The sequence below is a fragment of the uncultured Marivirga sp. genome, from assembly GCF_963974845.1.
Lineage (GTDB): Bacteria > Bacteroidota > Bacteroidia > Cytophagales > Cyclobacteriaceae > Marivirga > Marivirga harenae.
In genome coordinates, this window is record NZ_CAXBEQ010000003.1 from 342,166 (window position 1) to 363,158 (window position 20,993).

Consider the following 20,993-nt stretch of genomic DNA (forward strand, 5'->3'; position numbering starts at 1 on the left):
GATGGTTCCAATGAGCCAGATGAAAATATAATCTTTGATGCAATAGAAAAAGAGAAACATGACCTTGGTTTAGGACTGTCTTTTTAACTATCCAAGTTCTTTTCAAAAACAATTGAATAGCTATTTAAGTAGAAGAAGTAAATTGAAATATTTAATAGCTACAGTAGCACTATCCTGTTTTGAGAGAATTTTTTATTTCTATATATTTTATCAAGTCATAAGACGCTGCTAAAGGGTCTTGACTATTACTGAAATATTACAAGAAAACTTGATTTAATATTATTTTTTCCTATCTTTATTATAAATTTAATTGCGATATGAGGACCTTACTATCAATTCTTATTCTTTTTGTTTCCTTATCACTATCCTTAAGTTGTCGCAATAGCAGTGACGTAGAGCCCGAAAGTAAATCATCCCTAATACCATCAAATGATTTTAATTTTGAGACTTTTGACTGTGATGATTGTACGTACATAGTCACAGATTACAAAACGGATGGTAAAGAATTGAATATTGAGCCCGGTGATATTATATGCTTGGATAGTAAGGTAGCTTATGACAGACTGTTGTTTTCTAACATCAATGGTACTGAGGCAAACCCCGTCATAATTAGAAATTGTAATGGTCAAGCAATTATTCAAGCCACAAAACCTGGAGGAATTAGTTTTGAGTATTCTTCACATTTTAAGCTATTAGGAGATGGTGGTGGTTCAAATTACGGTATTAAAGTGACTACAAACACTGGATTTTATGTGTTGATGAGGACGTTTTCTAATCAATTTGAAATTGCCCATCTAGAAGTTGCAGGTAATAATGACGGATTTGCTGGAATAGGACTAAAAACAAGTCCCTACGAAGATTGTGAATTATTTGAAGATCCAGCCAGACCTTGGACAATGACGGACATTATTATTAGAAATAATTATGTCCATAATGTTAACGGAGAAGGACTATATATAGGACATGGTTTTCATGCTGGTTGGACTGGTAACTCATGTCCTAATGTTGTCTATCCTCATGTTATAAAAAGACTTAAGGTTTTTTCTAATATTATAGAAAACACGGGTTATGATGGTATGCAAATCAAAAACGGAGACGAAGATATTGAAATTTATGATAATTATATCTTTAATTATGGGACTCGTGCAGAAAATGGACAAAATGAAGGCGTTCTTATTGGTGGACCAATGACAGGTTTGTTTTATAATAATGTTATTATTAAAGGAACAGGAAATGGACTCAGGATGCTGAATATTGGTGGAAACAATGATGTCTATAATAATATAATAATGGAGTCTGGGAAAAGTGGTATTCGTGTCGATGGGGGAAATGAGTTTGACCTGATATTTGATAATCCATATTTAAATTTCTTTAATAATCATATTATAAACTCTGGGGAATATGGCTTTGTAATTTTTGATAAAAGAGATGCCGTCCGAAGATTTAAAAACAATTTGGTAATTAATGCTAGCGACCAGCTGATTGCCATTGGCTCACAAATAGACGCTATTGATACTTCTCATAATATCGCTACTCAAGATCTGAATTTCGTGAAATTTAAGAACCTAGATTCTTATGAGTTTGAATTATTGCCAGACTCGCCTGGAATTGATGCTGGAACTAATGTGTCAAACTTCGGTGTCGATATTGACATCATGAGGAGGCCAAGACCATCTGGTGCAAGCTTTGATGTGGGTGCTTTTGAAAACCAATAAAATTTATTGATAGTCTATTAATTATTGTTTGATTTTTAATTCATTTCTTTACTTAAACGCATAATTATAAAATCATTCTAGCTCATTATTGGTTGGTTATATATAATTAGTAATGCAAAAAGCAATTATTAAAAAATTGAGAGTTTTAATTTGTTGAGTTTTGTAGGGAAGTGAAAAGCAACCCTTACTTTTGCTAGTATGTTTTCCATTTTTCAAAAACCACATCCTTTCATTTTTAATTCTGCCAGTATAGTAATTCCCGGAATTTTTACTTTTCTATTAATTTTTATTTTTAAACCACTGGGTTTTAATAGTCTTCCTATCAATTATGTTTTGGCTTTTGCGCTAGGTTTCGGTCTAATTGCATCAAGTTTGGTTTTAATTTCAGTGAAATTATTGAAATTCACTTTTCCCAAATGGATGGATGAAGATGCTTGGACCTTGGGTAAGGAAGTCTTTCTTATTTTCACAGTATTGATTTTGATTGCATTCACCATTTTCATCATATTTTTAGGGATCGATATAGCAGATAGTAGTCCTTTTGCTTTGTTTAGAATGGTTTTCATCAAGACGCTTTTATTTAGCGCTTTCCCCATACTTTTTATGGTTTTGTTTGAGCAATATAACTATCAGAGGACGCAATTAAAGGAAGCAGTGGATTTAAGCCAAAAGGTAACTCATGAAAAGAATAGTCATGCCTTTACACATTCCATTAGAGCTGAAAATGGCCAGTTGGTCTTACAGTTGGCCAGTAAGGAGATACTTTGGGCACAATCAGATGGAAATTATCTTGATTTATATTATATAAATGAAGCTAATGAAATCAAAAAGGAGTTAATAAGGAATAGATTAAAGAACTTAGCAGATCAGCTGCCAGATGATTCCTTTTTTCATTGTCATAAAAGTTATTTGATTAACCTTAATCATATTCAGAAAGTCCAGGGTAATGCTAGAAACTTTGAAGTAATCCTACGATATGCTAATGTTTCCATTCCCGTGGCCAGGTCAAAATCTGCTGAATTAAAAGAGAAAATCAATCATAATTTTTAGGGGCTTCCTTTTTACACCTAATCGTTCCCATTAATACCAAACAGTACTCATCACTTCTCAAATGCTGATTTGACAACTCATATTTGCTTCATCATTCATAAACACAAAAGTAAAAAATGAAGCAGGTTCTATTAGCATTTATTATTTTAATCACTACTGAAATACTCCATGCGCAAGTCTACACGGAGGAGAAAAGCAAACATAGATTTGCTCAAACCTATATAGGATTTAATGCACAGATAGTACCAACACAAGGTCAATTTGTATCAGACGGTTTGAGTAGTAAATTTCCAACCCTTATTTCTCCAAGGTTTAATATAGGAGGCTTGCATTTCTGGGGAAAATGGGATTTCAATGTTAATCTTCCTCTTGGTCATTTGGGGGATAAAAAAGTGGCAGAAGAAACTGAGTATTTCTTTCAACCAGGAGCAGATTTAAGTGCTCGGTACTATCCAAGGAGAATGGAATTTGGTAAATTGAGACCTTATGCTGGTGTTTCATTTAACCAGATGGTTTTCAAGTTGGATCATAAAGAGCTAGGAAGCAGAGATGATTTATTTTTCACTGCATCGCCCTTAGCAGGGGTTTCCTATGCTTATAAGGGATGGCAACTCAATGCGGAACTTATGTGGGTACCCACGAACAAAAAAGAGTTCTATACGAGCCGAAATCAAAGAGAAATATTTCATTTACCGCGAAATTACTTTTCAGTTGGGATTGTAAAGTATTTTGATACGACACTAAAGGAAGAGAAAGGCTATAAAAATGAATCTACCAAGAAGAAGGAAGACGAATTGAGAAGTAAAGGGAAACTAAATAGCTTTTCTATTGGTATCGCACCGAGCGCAGCATATTTCTTGCAGGCCCCGCAATTCTCTCAAGGTGAGCAGCAGTCTTTACCACGGCATAAAGGCGAATTTAATTGGGATTTTGGGCTAGGCTACTTATTTCATGATGCGGGGCTTCATATTGGTTTTAGTTATAGAGATTACAGCTCAAATTCAAATAGCTACGGTCTAGAGCACGTAATTCGAAGACGATCTGTGGCATTAGAAGCGTTCAAATTCTTCTGGGATTACAATGGATTTGTCCCTTTCATTGGACCAAGTATTAGCTATGAAAGATGGGGTGCGGCTGAATTTGAAGATGATGTGATGACAAGTGAAGTAGCCAGAACAAAAATGATTTCGCCTGGAATTATATTTGGCTGGGACATAGTTCCATCTCCATTGGAGACCTGGATTTTACGAACAAACCTTCGATATTATCCTCTACAAAAAGTCAAAAATCCTACTGGAGAAATATCAAGAGTCGATCAATTTGAATTCAACATCATTCAATTGGTTATTTATCCTAATAGAATCATAAATACTCGTTAATCATATGAATTACATAGTTCAAAATATATTATACGTGCATATTTGCGCAGGGGCAATTGCTATATTGAGTGGCGCAGTGGCCATAAGTTCCACCAAAGGGAAGGGAACGCATCAAAAAGCTGGGAAAATATACTCAGTGGCAATGTTAGTGGTCTTTATCACTGGAATCACAATAGCTTCTTATAAATTCAATAAGTTCTTATTTTTAATCGCTTTCATCAGCTACTACAGTGTTTTTGCTGGAGTTCGCATATTAAAATTGAAAAAGCTTCACAAAGGGCAGGAAGCCAGATGGTTTGATTGGTTGGCAGGATCAATAAATTTCATAGCCAACTTTTCATTTGTTTGCATGGCCGTTTATTATGCGGTTACACCAGATATAAATGTGCCTGGCGTATTGCTTTCTGCAGGTTTCGGTCTTGGGGGAATGTACCTCAGTTACATCAATATGAAACCATTTATTTCCAAACCTGAAAAAGCCTATCATTGGTACACTTATCATTTAGGAAATATGATGGGCGGCTATATTGCCACCTTTACCGCTTTTTTCTCTACTATGGTCACACGGTTTGAATTCATGAATCCATTTTTAGCTTTTGCATTACCTTCACTAATCGGAATTCCATTTATAATATACTGGACAAACAAAACAGAATTAAAATTTAACACAAAATGAAAAATATTTTTTACTTAGTAGTCATCATCCTTTCCAGTACTTTGATAAGCTGTAGTTACTTAAAAAATGTACAGTTATTAAGTGGCGGAGAATTAAAGCGTCAGAAGTTTGTACAAGCCATCCCTTTTGAGATGAGAAAGGACTTGATTGTGGTAAAAGCAAAAGTAAATGGTGATAGCACAGAGCGAGAATTTATTTTTGATACGGGCGCTTTCAATAGCAAAATTGAAAAGGGATTGGCAGAGTCGCTCAGTATGAAAACCATCACTACCAAATCCAATTCTACCGCAGCTGGAGTAACTAGAAAAATTGAGGTCACTAGAATAGACTCCTTAGTTTTTGGAGAAACGGCTTTTTATAATGTCGGAGCTGGAAAAGTTGAGTATGATGAGCAGTCTGCCAGTCCTTGCATAGCGCAGCATGGCATCATTGGGGCTAATATTATGAAGCTAGCCCACTGGAAAATTGATTACGAACATCAGATGATCTATTTTTCAGATCAACCCTTTGTAGTTAAAGAATCAGCTTACAATATTGAATTTGATAACCCATTGCTTTCTGGAACGCCATTGATTAGTATGAAAATAGGTGGAAAGGAAGCGCAGAACATCCTATTTGATGTGGGCTATAATGGTGGTTTAGTATTACCCATTGCCTTAGCCAAAGAATTTGAAGGAAGTGAAAAGTTATTTTTCGACAGATCAACTACTGGAATTTACGGAGCCAAAGCGGATACGCTTATTGAAAAACAGTTGGAAGTTGAAATTGATGGATTTCAGACTAGTATTCCTGTTAATTTCTCCGCAAACGGAAAAGCGCTCTTGGGCAATGAGTTTTTGAAGCACTTTGAGGTAATTATTAATTATGATAAGAATATAATTCAGTTGATTGAAAGAAAGACTGTCAGTATTGATCCTAATGCTCCATTCATTCCAGGTGTTTTGAATGATAATCAATGGGTGGTTGATAGAACTACTGAAGATTTACCTTTTGATTTGGGGGACACATTAAATTCAGTAAATGGCAAAACACCAAGAGAGTTATTTGATAATTACTGTGACTATCTAATGCATGTTGGGACTCTGATTAATACGGACAGCTTAAAGCTTGTGAAATCAAGCGGAGAAGAATTCATTATTAATAATAAATCTATTTCGAAGTGATGGTCAGAAGAATCACAGCATTAATTTCATATTTCTTATTGGGCTATTCTTTGGTAGCACAAGAATATGATCAAGCAATTGCCAAAGCGAGATTCCTCATTCAGGAACATCAAAAGCAAACTAATATTCCTGGGCTGCAAGTTGCAGTAATGATTGATGGTGAAATGATTTGGAGTGAATCCATGGGTTATGCTGATCTGGAAAATGCTGTTCCAGTGACGAGCAAAACTCAGTTTAGAACGGCTAGTCTTGCAAAACCATTGACCTCCATAGCACTAGGAAATTTGCTGGAAGATAATCTGATCAGTTTAGACAATACTGTTGAAGACTTCCTTCCTGATTATCCTGCTCCTGCGAAAGAAATTACTGTAAGGCAGTTAGCGGGCTCCATTTCAGGAATCCGACATTATAATGATGCCGACCCTAAATTCAGAACTAAAAACTACAAAACAGTTCAAGAGGCGGTAACTATTTTTCGCGATGACCCACTGGATTTTGAGCCTGGTACAGAATATGGCTATTCAAGTTACGGCTGGGTACTCTTGAGCGCTCTAATGGAGAAAGCTGCTGGTGTTTCTTTTGAAAAGATCATGAATGATAGCTGGGATCAGCTGGGAATTGAGAATACTTCATTTGATTCTCCTAATCATGATTCTGAGGACATCAGTAAATTTTATATTAAAGGAAGAAAAAGGCGAGAACTGGCACCTTTTCAAAACAGATCTTTCATGTACGCTGGGGGCGGTTATTTGTCAACATCGGAAGACTTGGTCAGAATTGGGCATCAGTTTATCAATTTCGATTTTCTCAAAAAATCAACAGTAGATACATTGACCAAGTCATTACATCTCAAGAATGGAGCGTTGACCTACTATGGATTGGGATGGGAGTTAGGTTCCAGCAAAATCGATACTGAAGTCTGGCATCATAATGGAAGCATGCCTACAGCCAGAACGCATTGGCTGCTTTTGCCAGAACAGAAGATAGTTTTGGCTTATATGAGTAATACAGGTGAACATGTATTCTTTAATGATGCAGAAGCACACGCCATCGCCCAAATTTTTCTGGATGCTAAAAGAGCAAAAGCAGGTGTTAATATAAACAGTGAGTACTTGACTAGGGAATGGACAGGTAAAGTCACTTCTTTGTATGGCAAAAGCAAGAAAGCCAAACTCACATTAGAAAGCACTAAAAATGGTTTAGTGATAGGAGAAATCGCGTTCAAGAGAAGTCGTAAAAGAGAAGTCTATCCAGTCGTTGTTAAATCAAGTACAAAGGATTCCCTGCACTTAATAGCCGTGACGCCCATGTTTGCCGATTTTCATTTACGAATAGATTCCAATGACAATTTAGAGGGAGAGTGGCAACACGATTTTGTCCGCAAGCCTAATGAGGATGAAGATGAATTTTGGAAACAAAGGAAGGCATCCTTTCGAAAAATTCAGGATTAGAGTGATCAGAGTTAGCCTAAAAGCAGATCAAGAATCAATTAGAAAATTTAAAATGGCAACAAATTGAGGATGTTCTTATTTCCCTTAAAACTTTACCTAGTGAGTAATTTGAAAATAGAAAGATGAGGCGCATTAGATATATTGTAGTAGGTTTCTTGCTGAGCCTAAATAGTATTTCAGCACAGCACCTCATTAATGAATTCTTTAAGATTCAATTTGATAATTATGATTTCCCCGTATTGGTGAGAGGTAATATGGAATCAGGTAAATTGCTGATTTTTGTTCAGGGTGGGCCAGGAGAAACAGCCATTGATTTTGCCAGATCTGATTATCCAAAATGGAAAAATTCTCTCGAAAAGGAATTAGCAATTGCCTATTATGATCAAAGAGGTTTAAATGGTAAAGTCTCGCAAATTGACAGTTCAAAAATCACCTATCAGCAATTTGGTTTAGATGCATTGGCCATTGCGGATTATTTACAGAATAAGTATAAAGTAGATGTCTATTTGTTTGGTCACAGTGCAGGAGGGAAAATGATCCTACAGGCTTTAAGCAGTCATCCTGAACGATCAAAAATTCTATCAGGCGCCATACTCGCTTCTACACCTTTTACCTCAGATTATTCGGATGCCCGCTATAATCATTTTAGACCAGAATATTTGAAATTGATCGCAGCTGACAATATCAAAAAAGGAGTGAAAACCGAATATTGGCAAAATGCTTATGACTGGATGAGCCATCAAAAGGTCATTGACGACCTTGAAAGTAGCAATAAATGGAATGAATATGTTGATAAAGCTTTTGAAGCAAGCAAAAGGAAAATCTCATTATCTATGGTAGCTAAGGTAATATTTTCAAAGCCGTATAACCCTGTAAAATACCTAAAAAGGAAGGATAATGATATGGTTGGGGATTTGCTCTGGCAAAATGAGAAAAATGTGAATTACTTCGATGATTTAGATCAAATAGCAGTACCTATTCTACTGATGACAGGTTTCTACGATAATATTGCGCCCTTTAATGAATTGGATAGTGCGCATCAATTCATTGGTAAAAGTAAATTTGTAGTAATAGAAAATGCAGGCCATGAAGCTTTTTTAGATAATCCAAGTGGATTTAATCAATCAATACTGGATTTTGTCCTAAATGACTAATGAATTAAACGACAAGCTGTATGTCAATAGGCTTGATTCTACCGGATAATGCAATTCTATTATAGTTCAAAAGAACTCTGAGAGATCAAGAATGGCCAGGTGAAAAGTTGATAAATACTTAATAATACTATTTTTAAATATTCTGAAACTACTATATTTACGGGTGTATTAACTCTAGTAGACTTTACTTTTAAAAGAAATGAAACTCTTGAAAATAGCGGCTAAAGCTATTGCAGTACTTATTTCAGTTATCGTAATTTTTATTGTGGCCGTATTCTTATTGGATAACCGAAGCACTCATTATTTAAAAATCTCCAACATTCCTGAAGCGGAAAGAAATTCTTATCTGATAAAAAATGTAAATATTGTGCCCATGTCCTCCGACACTGTTTTAGTTGATAAAATGGTGCTCATCGAAGATGGAGCGATAACTGAAATTTCAAATGATATTAGCGTGGAGCAACACACCATCATTGATGGTAAAGATCAATACTTGATGCCTGGCTTGATCGATATGCATGTGCATGTTTGGGATGAATACGAATTAGGTTTGTATTTAGCCAGTGGAGTCACCACAGTACGAAACTTATGGGGTCAGCCAATGCATTTAAGAATGAAGGAATTGATTGAATCTGGAGAGATTTTAAGTCCTAATTTTTTTACTAGTGGCCCTAAGCTTACAGGTTCAGAATTCATTGGGGATGATAATTTTCAGATTTTCAGTGAAGAGGAAGCTCGACAGATAGTTATCGATACGAAGGAAAAAGGCTATGATTTCATCAAAACCTATTATGGATTGCCTCAGGAATATTTTGACGTGGTAATAGATCAAGCCAAGATTAGCGGTTTGGATATTGCTGCCCACCCGAGTTATAAAGTTGCTTATGATTATCATTTCAATCCACAAATTAGATCAGTTGAGCATGCGGAAGATATAGTGCAGCAACCATTGGAATACAAATTGGATTCAGCAAAATTGGGAAAGGTAGTTGAAGATTTCTCAAAAGCTGAAGGTACTTCCTTTTGTCCCACACTTACTGTCTATCACAATATTTATAAAATGATTATAAATGATAGTATTCTAAATTCATCGGATTTGAATTATATGAATCCCTTAATACGGATGGTGGATAGTGAAGCGCAATTTAGTCGATGGAATAGTGCAAAAAGAAATGATAGCACAATTGAAATTAGCATTAGAAATCAACATGAATTTCATTTATTGGCTATTAGCAAACTGCACGAAGCTGGTGTAAACATAGTTTGTGGTACTGATGCGGGAATAGGGGTGACTATTCCCGGGAAATCCATTCATCAGGAACTGGCATTTTACAAGCAAGCTGGACTAAGAAATTATGAAGTTTTAAAAACAGCGACCATAAATCCATCCAAAACTCATAAATTCTTAAATGACTTTGGTACTATTGAAAATGGTAAAGTGGCAAATCTGTTGCTTGTAGATGATAATCCTTTTGATAATTTAGCAACTCTAGAACAACCTCAGATTGTCTTTTCGGGGGGCAGAATGATCAATCGAACTACCCTCGATACATTTGAGGTGAAAGCAGCCGAAAGATCAAATCTTTTAGCATCAGCCTTCCGTTATGTTGAATTTTTACTTTTTAAATAAATCTTTGAAAGTTCTGCTATGTCACAAATTATTACTTTTCGAAAGGCTCTAACTATAAGTCAGTTATTGATTGGCTTCTTAATTGCATTTCACATTTTGATTGTATCCCTCACGCTTTTTGAGATTGATTTTTTTATGAAATATACCTGGGGTGGGGAAATTACAAGTTCAAATGAATTTATAAAATTGGAGATGGTTTCAATCCTGGCTTCAAGCTTCTGTTTTTTACTGATTTTAATAAGACAGCGGGCTAAGTCAAAAGTCTGGTTAATCATATCAAGAATAGGCTTGAGTTTATTCTTTTTAATGTTTCTGTTAAATACGCTAGGAAATATATTGGCGGCATCAATATTTGAGAAATCCTTAGCCTTAGTAACAATTCTGATTGCCGTGCTTCTGCTTAGAATTATTTTAGAGCCAGTCAGGAAAAGATAATGGAAGGCTTTTTTACTTTTTTACTTTTTTGATTTTCCCTGTTACTATGAGGATGTAGAATGTAATTGCCACACTTAATAATACGGACATGATCATCATGATTTTATTATTTTTTGGTGAATAAGAATAGAGTGTGAATCACCATCACACTCTAGATTTCAATTATTTTGAAGCTAAAAAACTGTCCACCTGATTAAAAAACCACTTAGGCTCATCGTAGAAAATAAAGTGATAGGCTTCATCTGCAACCGCAATTTTCACATTATCAATATCTTTGCATTGCGCCTTGTAATTATTTTCAACAGTTTCTTTGGTACTACCATATTGCTCATATGCTGCCCATGCGCCTAATACCAAAACAGGTGCTTTTACCTTTTCCATTTCCGAACGAATATCGGTGGTGTACATTTCGCCATACGCTTGAGTGGTCACCGTTCTATTGCTATTGACCCCCATTTCAACTACTTTCTGTCGTTTGTCTTCATTTGCAATCATTCCTGCGACAATCATCTTCTGCTGTTGTGCAAAAGCTTCTTCGCTTACATTTTTCATATTGGTATTCATTTGATTAGCCATATTTTGAGCCATTTCTGGAGTAATTCCAGGCATCTGTACGGCAGGAAAATAGGGGATACCATCTACAGCAATGATTTTAGAAAAAAGTGTGGGAGCTTCTGCTGCTGCCCAAAGCGATAGGAAACCTCCCATACTGTGGCCCATTAATATGGTATTCTTTAATTTATTGGATTTCACATAGTCTATCAGCTCATTTTTGACTTCTTTTAAGAAATGCTCGCTCTCCACATTTTCTTTATTCCCAAACCCTTTTAATGTTATTAGATGGATTTCATAATCCTTTTTGTAATGAGCTGTTACATCATCCCATACATCGGCTGAACACGACATGCCATGAATGAGAATCATAGGCTGTCCTTTTCCAACTATTGTGGTGCTCAGTATGTTTTCAGATTTTGCTTCTGTAGCCATCATTAAAAGGGCAATGCTCAATAGTGCTGTTGGTAATTTTAAGAATAATTTTTTCATGACTTTTTTGTTTTGTTTGCTCAAATCAAGCACTGAATTTTGAGTTAATTAAATTTGATTGACCATTGGCTGGATTGTATTGACCAACTGCATTCCTGCACAAAACGCTAGGAGCCTTATGAAATATCACTTCCAAATACCATTCGTCAATTCATACAAGCAGTTTGTCAAGCCAAGTTGTGAATAGCGTCTTCTTTAATATCTTTAGGGAATGATTGCGAAACAGTTAAAAAAATACAAAATCCATCACCTTTTCGGTTGGCTAATTTACTTTTCCATAGCCATGGCTGGCTACTACGGTTTTTATGAAGATAAAATGGATTTGCTGTTGGTCACTTCGGTTTATGTAGTTTCTCATGCGATGATGTATTATATATCGCAATATGTATTGTCAGCTTTCAGTTTCAAAAAAGGCAAGCCGTGGTTATTTTTCATGGGCTATGTACTGCTCGCAATTTTCCTGTCATTTGTGATGTATGGAGTAATCTATTTGATTTTAGGAGATCAAATGCCGCTTTATTTCGGAAAAGAATTTCTTATGGTATATTCTGTATTTTTGATCTCTAATCTTTTTATGGGAGGAGTTTTGATTGGGATCAAATCTATGATAGACAAATCTCGTCAGCAAAAGTTTGAAAAGGAACGAAAGCAAGAAAGTCTTTTATCTGAGCTTAGCTATTTGAAAGCCCAAGTCAATCCGCATTTTCTATTTAATACCATCAATAGCGTTTATGTATTGATTAAAATGGATCCTGATAAGGCTGCGGAAATGTTGATCAAATTATCTGATTTACTGCGCTCCCAACTGTATGACTTTAGTGGGGACCAGATTAGCATAGAGGAAGAACTACAGTATTTGGAGAATTATATTGAGCTAGAAAAGCTTCGAAGAGCTCATCGAGTGCAAGTAAATTTTGAGAGGAGAGGTGATTTATCGGGCTTTTCTATTCCACCTTTACTAATTATTCCTTTTCTGGAGAATTGTTTTAAACACCTTTCTTCTGATACCGACAAATCGAATATTGTTAACTTGATGATTGAAAAAAAATCTTCAGAATTAAGTATAGAATTATCAAATACTTTTGACCTGCAATCGGCACCAAAAGAGGAGGGAGGAATTGGTTTAGCCAATGTAAAAAGAAGATTGGCCTTGCTTTTTCCAAATCAACATCAGCTGGCGATCAATAGAACAGATGAATTATTTATCGTAAATCTTGAACTAGACTTATCTGATTATGAGTAAGAACTTGAAAGTTTTAATTGTGGAAGATGAACACCTGGCAGCAGAAGGTTTAAAATCCTATGTTGCGGAGATTGCATTTTTAGAGCTGGTTGCTTCTTGCGAAAATGCTTTAGAAGCTAATAAACTTCTATCTGAACAATCAATTGATTTGATATTTCTTGATATTCAAATGCCAAAAATCACTGGAATTGAATTTTTAAAATCACTTTCTAAACCTCCCATGGTGATTTTTACTACTGCTTATCCTAATTATGCCTTACAGGGTTACGAACTGGATGTGATTGATTACCTGGTAAAGCCTTATCCTTTCGATCGCTTTTTAAAAGCAGTTAATAAAGCGAAAGATCGATTTGTTTTGGAGAATTCAAACAATCAGGAATCTGCAAAAGATCGAGCGTTAGATTGCTTCTTTGTGAAATCAGATCAAAAGCTGGAGAAAGTAGTGATAAAAGAAATTTGCTATGTTGAAGCAATGGAAAACTATGTAATTATACATACAGATTCGCAGAAAATCATCTCCTTAATGACGATGAAGAGTATGGAAGAAAAACTGCCTCCAGCACAATTTATAAGATCCCACAAAAGCTATATAGTGAACATTAGCAAGGTGGAATCAATAGAAGGCAACTGTCTGAATGTCAAATCCAAACAGTTGCCCATTTCAAGACAAAACAAGTCGGAAGTCTTGAATAGAATTATTAGATAATCAGTCGTCACCTTTTATAGCAGATACATCTGCTTTCAAATCATCATCAGGTTGGCCTAATTTACCCGCTGCCTTTTTCTTTAAGTAGTGAGCTAAATCTTTTCTTACCTCACCAGACATAATGTAAAGTCCAATCATATTCGGGACAGACATGGCCAATATCATCATGTCTGAAAAGCTCAAGACTGCACCTAAACTCACAGATGCACCCACTACAACAAATACTAAGAAAGTGATTTTATAAGCTAATTCTGATTTGTTAGTTTTTCCAAAAAGATAAGTCCATCCTCTCATTCCATAATATGACCATGAAATCATGGTGGAAAAAGCAAAAAGGAATACCGCAATAGCCAATACATAAGGGAACCAACCGATTACAGAACCAAAGGCCTGAGCCGTTAATTTCACACCTGTAACATCTGGTACTTCGTGCATTCCAGTGAAGATTAATACTAATGCGGTAAGCGTACAAACCACTACCGTGTCAATAAATGGCTCCATCAAACCTACAAAACCCTCTGAAGGGGCATTGTGTGTCTTTGTGGCACTGTGTGCAATAGCTGCAGAACCCACACCCGCTTCATTTGAAAAGGCGGCTCTTTGAAATCCGATAATTAATACTCCTAAAAATCCACCTTTAAGTGCACTTGAATTTAAAGCACCGTTATAAATAGCTGAAAATGCAGGTCCTATATTTTCATAATTGATTCCAATAATAACCAAAGCGGCAACTACATAAACAATAGCCATAATTGGAACTACTTTTTCTGTTACTTTGGCAATACTTTCAATACCACCGATAATGACAATACCTACTAAAACTGCCAATCCGATTCCAAACCAGAATCCCCAGCCTTCTAATACAGTAAACTGCGATGCCATAATTTGGAATGACTGATTAGATTGGAACATGTTTCCAGCACCAAATGAAGCACCAATACACAGTACTGCAAAGATTCCGGCTAATACCTTACCCAATCCTTTGATATTACGTTTCTCTAAGCCGTACCGCAAGTAGTTCATCGGACCACCGAAAATTTTACCATCTGCCTTAATCTCTCTGTACTTTACACCTAGCGTACATTCGACAAATTTCGAGGACATGCCTAAGAAACCGGCTAAAATCATCCAAAAGGTGGCTCCAGCACCACCAATAGAAACTGCGACAGCTACCCCTGCAATATTACCCAATCCAACAGTTGCAGAAACTGCTGTTGCTAATGCTTGAAAGTGCGTTACTTTACCTGGGGCATTAGGATCACTGTGTTTCCCTCTGGCTAAGTCTATGGAATGTTTGAATCCGCGAATATTGATGAAGCCCATTCTTACAGTAAAGAAAGCCGCACCAGCAATCAACCATACTACTATAAATGGAATGCTATTTTCTCTTGTATCTCCGTTTGCGTATAATAACGGTTGTTCTTCATCAAACTTGATACTTGCGAAAAATTGAGCTCCTTGTTCAATTAAATCTTTTGTATTATTTGGGCTAAAAATGACATTGCCTTCTTCTACATTGAAGTGTAATTCACCATCAGCCGTTGCTTTCACTGTATCAGCATCTTTCTTGTCTATAGAAACGATGGCGATAGGATCACCTTTTTTAACTTGTTGACCATCTGGAACTAGCTTCTCTTTAAGTATAAAAATCTTATCTGTTCTTGCATTCCAATCAGGTGTTCTTATCATTTCCTTATCGGTCATCACAATTGGGTCGTACAATCCCATAGCGGCAAATGGATCCCAAAAAAGCACATTTCCCATGATTTCCACCACAGGGTCGAAAACAGAGTTGAAATTTTCAGTAATGGATTCAGCTTCAATGGTGATTTTTTTATCTATAATTTGATTATTAGCATCAGAAATTTGTACCGTATATTCTTTCCCTTCTATAAGTCCAGATGCTTTTGAAGCCGTTAAAGCGGTGTTTTGATTAGACCATCTATATTGATAAGGTTCAGTACCTCCAGTCACTTTCAATTTGATTTCCCCATTATTGATTGTAGAAGAGGGATTGATAATTTCAACTTCGACTTTCAGAGAATCCTTAGACTGTGAATATTTTGCTTGTAAAAATTGGGCTGAAGATGCTATTAAAAAAAGGGTGAGAATTAATCTTAAAATTTTGTTCATAGATAACTTAAAAGTTAATTAAAAACTGATTTTAAATTATAATTTCTGTATTGGAAATTTTATAAATTTTAAAGCTTTAAATAGCGATTTGGTTACTAAAAAGTTACAAATGCAACTGCTTTACTTGATAATTGTTCAAATCTAGGGATTATAATTTGGCTTAGCAACTAATATAGAATCAGTGTAGGTGTCTGCTTTAAAGTATTCTCAAATATGCTTTTGTGAGATTTCAATAATTTGATCGCCTTATTACTATAAATATAGTATAATAATTTATAAAATAGTTGTATTACTACTAAAATAGTAATATAATTGCCTTATGAAAGAATTAACCAGAGCAGAAGAACAATTAATGAGACATCTTTGGGGGCTTAAAAAAGCTTATTTAAAAGATATAGTTGATGAATATAAAGAACCTAAACCAGCTTATACAACTATAAGTACCGTAGTGAATGTTTTGGTGAGAAAAGGTATTATTGGTTTTGATTTACATGGAAAGTCCAAACATTATTATCCTCTCATTAGCAAAGAAGATTATTCCAATCATTCAATGAAAGGATTGGTTAGTGATTTTTTCAACAATTCGTATAAGCAATTTGCTTCATTTTTTACATCTCGTAAGGAATTGTCGGTGGAGGAGTTGAAAGAAATTAGGAAAATGATTGATGATGAAATCCAAAAGAAAAACAAATGAACGCAATATTAATTTATCTTCTTAAAGTGATTGCTATCCAGGCTGTCTTCTATTTGATTTATACATTGATTTTTCATAAAAGTGGAAGACATAGCATCAACAGATTTTATTTAATCTTTACGTTAGCTATTGGTTTTTTAATTCCATTTATGTCGATTCCGAAATTTCAATCCTATGAACCTTATCTGGAAGTTGATAAACCTATTTGGTATGAACTGTCAGACTTGGCTGAATTTTCCAATACAGAAGCTGAACTAATACCAGTTGAAAGAATAAATCAATCAGATTTTACTACCGAATTGATTGTTGCTGGAATTTCATTGATCAGTCTTCTATTTTTAATGAAGTTGATATATAGTCATTTTGAACTCATTAGGTTAAAGAGACAATCTAAAGAAATTAGTAAAAATGGGCATAGGATTTATTGTAGTCAAATTGAAAGCCCTTTCAGCTATTTTAAATCTATATTTATTCCGAAGAGCTTACTAGATTCGACTTCATTTGACACCATTATGGAGCATGAATTGGTTCATGTCAAAAAGCTACATTCAATAGATAGGGTATTGATGGAAGTCATACTGTCCATATTTTGGTTCAATCCTTTGCTCTATTTATTTAGGAACAGATTAATCGAAACTCATGAATTTCAAGCTGATGCAGAAGTGATAGCCTTGCAGCAAGATCCCATTGCTTATCAAGAAATACTATTCCAACAAATTAATGCACAAAAAGTAATTTCTTCTGCAAACTATTTCAAATTGAACACCATTAAAACCAGAATCAAAATGATGAACAAAAACCAAAAATTATCGAAATGGCATTATCTATTCATATTGCCGCTTATGGTCTTTCTGATCTTTTCATTTTCAAGCAGAGAAGGTGAGGAATTTGTAGCTCCTTTAAAAAACGATGTCTCAGATGTATTTGACTATGTTGTCAATCTATCAGATAGTTATACACCTTCTATTTTTCCACTAAAAGATGCAGAAGGTGTAAAACTCACCGCAAGTTTTGGAAAGCGAATCCATCCCATTTTACAAGTAGAAAGAATGCATGAGGGAATAGATTTAAAGACCTACAAGGGCAATCCAGTTTTGGCAACAGCAGATGGGATTGTGGTGGAAGCCGGGATTATCAATGAAATATCCTGGGGTAAAATTATTAGAATTAGCCATAATGGGATTTTCGAAACAGTTTATGCTCATTTGTCTGATATTGAAGTGAAATCTGGTGATAAGGTCAAAAGAGGAGACATCATAGGAAAGGCAGGGACAACAGGAGAATCTACTGGCCCTCATCTCCATTATGAGGTTAAAGAACTTAATAAAGGATTTTTGAACCCTGTCGATTTTATAAATGACTTTGATTTCAAAAGGTATACTTCAATTGAAAAGAAGGATATTATAAAATTAGGTAAGCCCAATCAAAAACTGAAAGTAGTAATAGATCCTGGCCACGGAGGCAGAGACCAAGGTATTGTTTCTTCAAATCTTTCTGAGAGTGAAATAGCTTTAATGGTTGCAAATCAGGTATTTGAAAATTTCAAGAGTTCTGATGAGGTGGAAATTACCTTGACTAGAGATAAAGATGAGCTCCTGAGTCTTAAAGATAGGGTCAGCAAGTCAGAAGGTGCTGATTTATTTATTTCGCTTCATATGGAATTGCATGAAGATGAAGAAGAAGAGATGATGACTGCTATTTACAATTATCAAAGTGAACATTCAGCTGCATCTCAATATTTTGGAGAATTATTATCGAAGGAATTTGAAGAAATAAATAGAAAGTTTAAAGTAGGATATACGGAGGGAAACTATGTTTTAAAAAATGCAATGAGTCCCGCAGTATTGTATAATATTGGTTATTTTTCAAATTCAGAATCTGAAAGATATTTAAACTCAGAAAAAGGAATGAAGGAAATTGCTCAAGAATTGTCGGATGCCATAATGGCCTCAAAATATTAATATTTGGTTTCTTTTAAGTGCGGTATATGTGCGTCAAGATACGCTTATACCGCTTTTTTTATATCCCTTATCGATAAAAATCCGCAATTCATAGAAACTATTTCAGAAAAAAGCTTCATATTTAACTAATAATAAGCAAGTTAAGTAATGCAGCTAAAAGCTATAGTTAAATATAAACAAGATTTAATAATACTATTCGTAGCCATGGGGTATTTCTTTTTTGCCCGCCTAGGCTACTTTCTAGTATTTGAGGATATCTATATTTTACCTACCTGGCCTCCATCAGGCTTAGCTTTAGCTTTTCTAATTTTATTAGGCAGAAAAGCGTGGCCTGGTATCACCATAGGAGCGCTTTTAGCCAATATTTTAGCTTATTGGAATACCGGAGACTTATCTTCTGATTCAGTAATTTTACTCTCTTCTGTTATTGCAGCGGGTCATACCCTAGAAGCTCTTTTAGGAAATTTTCTCATAGAGAAATGGATCCAAAAAGATCAGCTTTTCAGTAAATCTATTCATGTATTTAGATTTTTAGGGGTAGGGTTTATTATTGCTTTGGTCAGCGCTATTATTGGTACTGGAGCACTTTATTACCAAGGATTAGTATCTACTGATGAATTCTTGACTCGTTTCGTTACCTGGTGGGTCGGGAACCTTGTGGGGATACTGCTTTTCACTCCATTCATTTTGTCATTTAAAGAACCTATTAGCAGAGATTTTAAAAGAGGTCATTTATTAGAAGTCATATTTTTTAGTCTTGCCATATTGATTGTTTTCACGCTCCTAAGTCAAGAAAGCCTTCGATATCCGGTTCAACAGTCCATTCCTTTTTTGGTTTTGCCCTTATTGCTGTGGTTGGCTTTCCGTTTTCATTTAGCAGTGGCCATGACAGGGACAATCATTATCGGATTAATTTCAGTTTACATGACTACTCAGGATATCGGCCCATTTGTGATGGAGACATCTAATAATGCCATGTTGATATTGCAGATCTTTTTGGGAGTAATCAGTGTCTCCACCATTATATTGTCTGCCACTCAGCGGGAAAGAACAGAAGCTCAGAATGAGTTGAGAAGTCTGAATTCTAATCTAGAGGGAATAGTCCAAACCAGAACTAAAGAGCTAGAGAAAGAGAACTCAACCCGAAAGAAGGCAGAAGAGGAATTGAAAAGTTCTAATTTGGAGCTGAGAAAAATCAATGCCGAATTAGATAATTTCGTGTACAGGGTTTCTCATGATTTAAGAGCGCCCATTGCCAGCATGTTGGGCTTATTGAATTTGGCTAAGTCAGATGGCGATGCTGAATTAAAAACAACTTATTTGAATAAAATAGAGCAAAGTGCTAAGCTTCAGGATACTTTTATTACTGAAATCCTGGATCAATCAAGAAACGCCAGATTGGAAGTGAGGAAGGAAGCAATTGATTTTGAAAAGATTATTAATGAATCCTTCGAGCAATTGAAATATTCCAATGCTAATAATGGAGTTGAAAAAAGTCTGAATATTGATTTAAAAGATGCTTTTTATTCAGATCCTTGGAGATTGAAAGTGATTATGAACAATGTGATATCAAATTCCATTCGTTACAGAAACGGGAAGTCTCCTAAGATTGATATCGATATCTCTACTAAAAATAAAAAGGCTGTAATCAATATAAAGGATAATGGACGAGGAATTGAAAAAGAGCATATTGATAAGGTTTTTGATATGTTTTACCGAGCAACAGACGATAATGCCGGTTCTGGGCTAGGGCTTTATATTGTAAAAGAAACTGTAAGTAAGCTCAATGGTGATGTGAAGATTGAATCAAAACCTAAGGAAGGAACCACAGTCAGTTTTATTATCCCTAATATGAAAAATTAGTTCAAGTTTCCTGATTAATAGAGCTACCGTTCCTGTATCACGAGACAGGCTATACCGGAAAATTTAGACTTAACTTTTAAAAAGTCTTAATTTATCGTGCCTGTGCCGATCAATTGGTATATCTCCTTCTAATTAGGGTTCTCTTGATAAATACTACAAAGCTTTCAAGCCAAATAAAATTTGCTCATAGAGAGCGGGAGGGAGGACAAACCTGCCTGCTGGCAGGCAGGAATGCGGGCCTGCTTGTGCAGACAAGCCAGACGAGGGTGTGGGTTGTAGCATATTTTTGTCTTGAATTTTTGTTTCTTTTTGTTCAAGTAACCGCAGTCTATTGAACTGAACTTCAAAGAAGATAACAAAATGGTCCTGTGTTACAGGATATGAGCCAGGGTTAAACAGCCTTTGGCTGTTCTTTTGTTTTCTTTTGATTCTTCTGTGGTTAAATCTCCAGCTTTAGCTAGTTTTTAGTCTTGTTATATAGTAGCAAAAAGAAAAGGTATAAAGCACAAAATTTAATTTGGAATACACATATGTCTATAATTTCTTAAACTTCAGATGATACCCAAAATCACTAATTTTGAGATCTTAAACATAATCATATTTCAAAAATGATGCTTTAATTTTCGTTTTAAAATATATTAAAGATACTTTTCATTTTTCAAGAGAACCCAAATTACCATCTTATGATTTAAGGTA

15 protein-coding genes are annotated in these 20,993 nt (G+C 35.2%); 13 read left to right on the top strand and 2 right to left on the bottom strand.

What is annotated here, in order from left to right:
- Nucleotides 1-317: 317 nt before the first annotated feature.
- The 8 genes from AAC601_RS09035 (at nucleotide 318) to AAC601_RS09070 (ending at nucleotide 10,218) form a co-directional block, all read left to right on the top strand.
- A complete protein-coding gene (locus AAC601_RS09035; RefSeq protein ID WP_303268882.1) occupies nucleotides 318-1,715 on the top strand; it encodes a right-handed parallel beta-helix repeat-containing protein in 1,398 nt (465 codons plus the stop codon).
- 198 nt (nucleotides 1,716-1,913) lie between these two features.
- Complete coding sequence (locus tag AAC601_RS09040) at nucleotides 1,914-2,765, top strand: LytTR family DNA-binding domain-containing protein (protein WP_303268884.1); 852 nt, start codon at nucleotides 1,914-1,916, stop codon at nucleotides 2,763-2,765.
- A 116-nt stretch (nucleotides 2,766-2,881) separates the two neighbouring features.
- On the top strand, nucleotides 2,882-4,144 hold the full coding sequence (locus AAC601_RS09045; protein ID WP_303268886.1) for a hypothetical protein: 1,263 nt from the start codon (nucleotides 2,882-2,884) through the stop codon (nucleotides 4,142-4,144).
- Between the two features lie 4 nt (nucleotides 4,145-4,148).
- Nucleotides 4,149-4,820 (top strand): hypothetical protein, encoded by a 672-nt coding sequence (locus AAC601_RS09050; RefSeq protein WP_303268888.1) that lies wholly within the window; start codon nucleotides 4,149-4,151, stop codon nucleotides 4,818-4,820.
- Complete coding sequence (locus AAC601_RS09055) at nucleotides 4,817-5,983, top strand: retropepsin-like aspartic protease (RefSeq protein ID WP_303268890.1); 1,167 nt, start codon at nucleotides 4,817-4,819, stop codon at nucleotides 5,981-5,983. The genes AAC601_RS09050 and AAC601_RS09055 overlap by 4 nt, the downstream gene beginning before the upstream one ends.
- Nucleotides 5,983-7,434 carry a serine hydrolase domain-containing protein gene (locus AAC601_RS09060; RefSeq protein WP_303272110.1) on the top strand — a complete coding sequence of 484 codons (1,452 nt, stop codon included), beginning with the start codon at nucleotides 5,983-5,985 and terminating at the stop codon, nucleotides 7,432-7,434. Before AAC601_RS09055 ends, AAC601_RS09060 begins: the two co-directional genes overlap by 1 nt.
- Nucleotides 7,435-7,556: 122 nt before the next feature.
- On the top strand, nucleotides 7,557-8,588 hold the full coding sequence (locus AAC601_RS09065; protein WP_303268892.1) for an alpha/beta hydrolase: 1,032 nt from the start codon (nucleotides 7,557-7,559) through the stop codon (nucleotides 8,586-8,588).
- A gap of 199 nt (nucleotides 8,589-8,787) precedes the next feature.
- Complete coding sequence (locus AAC601_RS09070) at nucleotides 8,788-10,218, top strand: amidohydrolase family protein (RefSeq protein ID WP_303268893.1); 1,431 nt, start codon at nucleotides 8,788-8,790, stop codon at nucleotides 10,216-10,218.
- Between the two features lie 597 nt (nucleotides 10,219-10,815).
- On the opposite strand, the gene AAC601_RS09075 is transcribed toward AAC601_RS09070, so the two are convergent.
- Nucleotides 10,816-11,697 carry an alpha/beta hydrolase gene (locus tag AAC601_RS09075; RefSeq protein WP_303268894.1) on the bottom strand — a complete coding sequence of 294 codons (882 nt, stop codon included), beginning with the start codon at nucleotides 11,695-11,697 and terminating at the stop codon, nucleotides 10,816-10,818.
- 211 nt (nucleotides 11,698-11,908) lie between these two features.
- Here AAC601_RS09075 and AAC601_RS09080 point away from each other — a divergent pair, with 211 nt between their 5' ends.
- Both AAC601_RS09080 and AAC601_RS09085 read left to right on the top strand, forming a co-directional pair.
- Nucleotides 11,909-12,940 carry a histidine kinase gene (locus AAC601_RS09080; protein WP_303268895.1) on the top strand — a complete coding sequence of 344 codons (1,032 nt, stop codon included), beginning with the start codon at nucleotides 11,909-11,911 and terminating at the stop codon, nucleotides 12,938-12,940.
- Nucleotides 12,933-13,646 (top strand): LytTR family DNA-binding domain-containing protein, encoded by a 714-nt coding sequence (locus AAC601_RS09085; protein ID WP_303268896.1) that lies wholly within the window; start codon nucleotides 12,933-12,935, stop codon nucleotides 13,644-13,646. Before AAC601_RS09080 ends, AAC601_RS09085 begins: the two co-directional genes overlap by 8 nt.
- On the opposite strand, the gene AAC601_RS09090 is transcribed toward AAC601_RS09085, so the two are convergent.
- Complete coding sequence (locus tag AAC601_RS09090) at nucleotides 13,647-15,779, bottom strand: amino acid carrier protein (protein ID WP_340153052.1); 2,133 nt, start codon at nucleotides 15,777-15,779, stop codon at nucleotides 13,647-13,649.
- Nucleotides 15,780-16,098: 319 nt separating this feature from the next.
- Between AAC601_RS09090 and AAC601_RS09095 the strand changes: the two genes are divergently transcribed.
- The 3 genes from AAC601_RS09095 to AAC601_RS09105 all read left to right on the top strand — a co-directional run bounded on the left by AAC601_RS09095 (nucleotide 16,099) and on the right by AAC601_RS09105 (nucleotide 20,297).
- Nucleotides 16,099-16,473 (top strand): BlaI/MecI/CopY family transcriptional regulator, encoded by a 375-nt coding sequence (locus AAC601_RS09095; protein ID WP_303268898.1) that lies wholly within the window; start codon nucleotides 16,099-16,101, stop codon nucleotides 16,471-16,473.
- Nucleotides 16,470-18,434, top strand: a complete 1,965-nt coding sequence (locus AAC601_RS09100; protein ID WP_303268899.1) for an N-acetylmuramoyl-L-alanine amidase — start codon at nucleotides 16,470-16,472, stop codon at nucleotides 18,432-18,434. The genes AAC601_RS09095 and AAC601_RS09100 overlap by 4 nt, the downstream gene beginning before the upstream one ends.
- Nucleotides 18,435-18,581: 147 nt before the next feature.
- Nucleotides 18,582-20,297 carry an MASE1 domain-containing protein gene (locus AAC601_RS09105; protein ID WP_303268900.1) on the top strand — a complete coding sequence of 572 codons (1,716 nt, stop codon included), beginning with the start codon at nucleotides 18,582-18,584 and terminating at the stop codon, nucleotides 20,295-20,297.
- Nucleotides 20,298-20,993 lie beyond the last annotated feature (696 nt).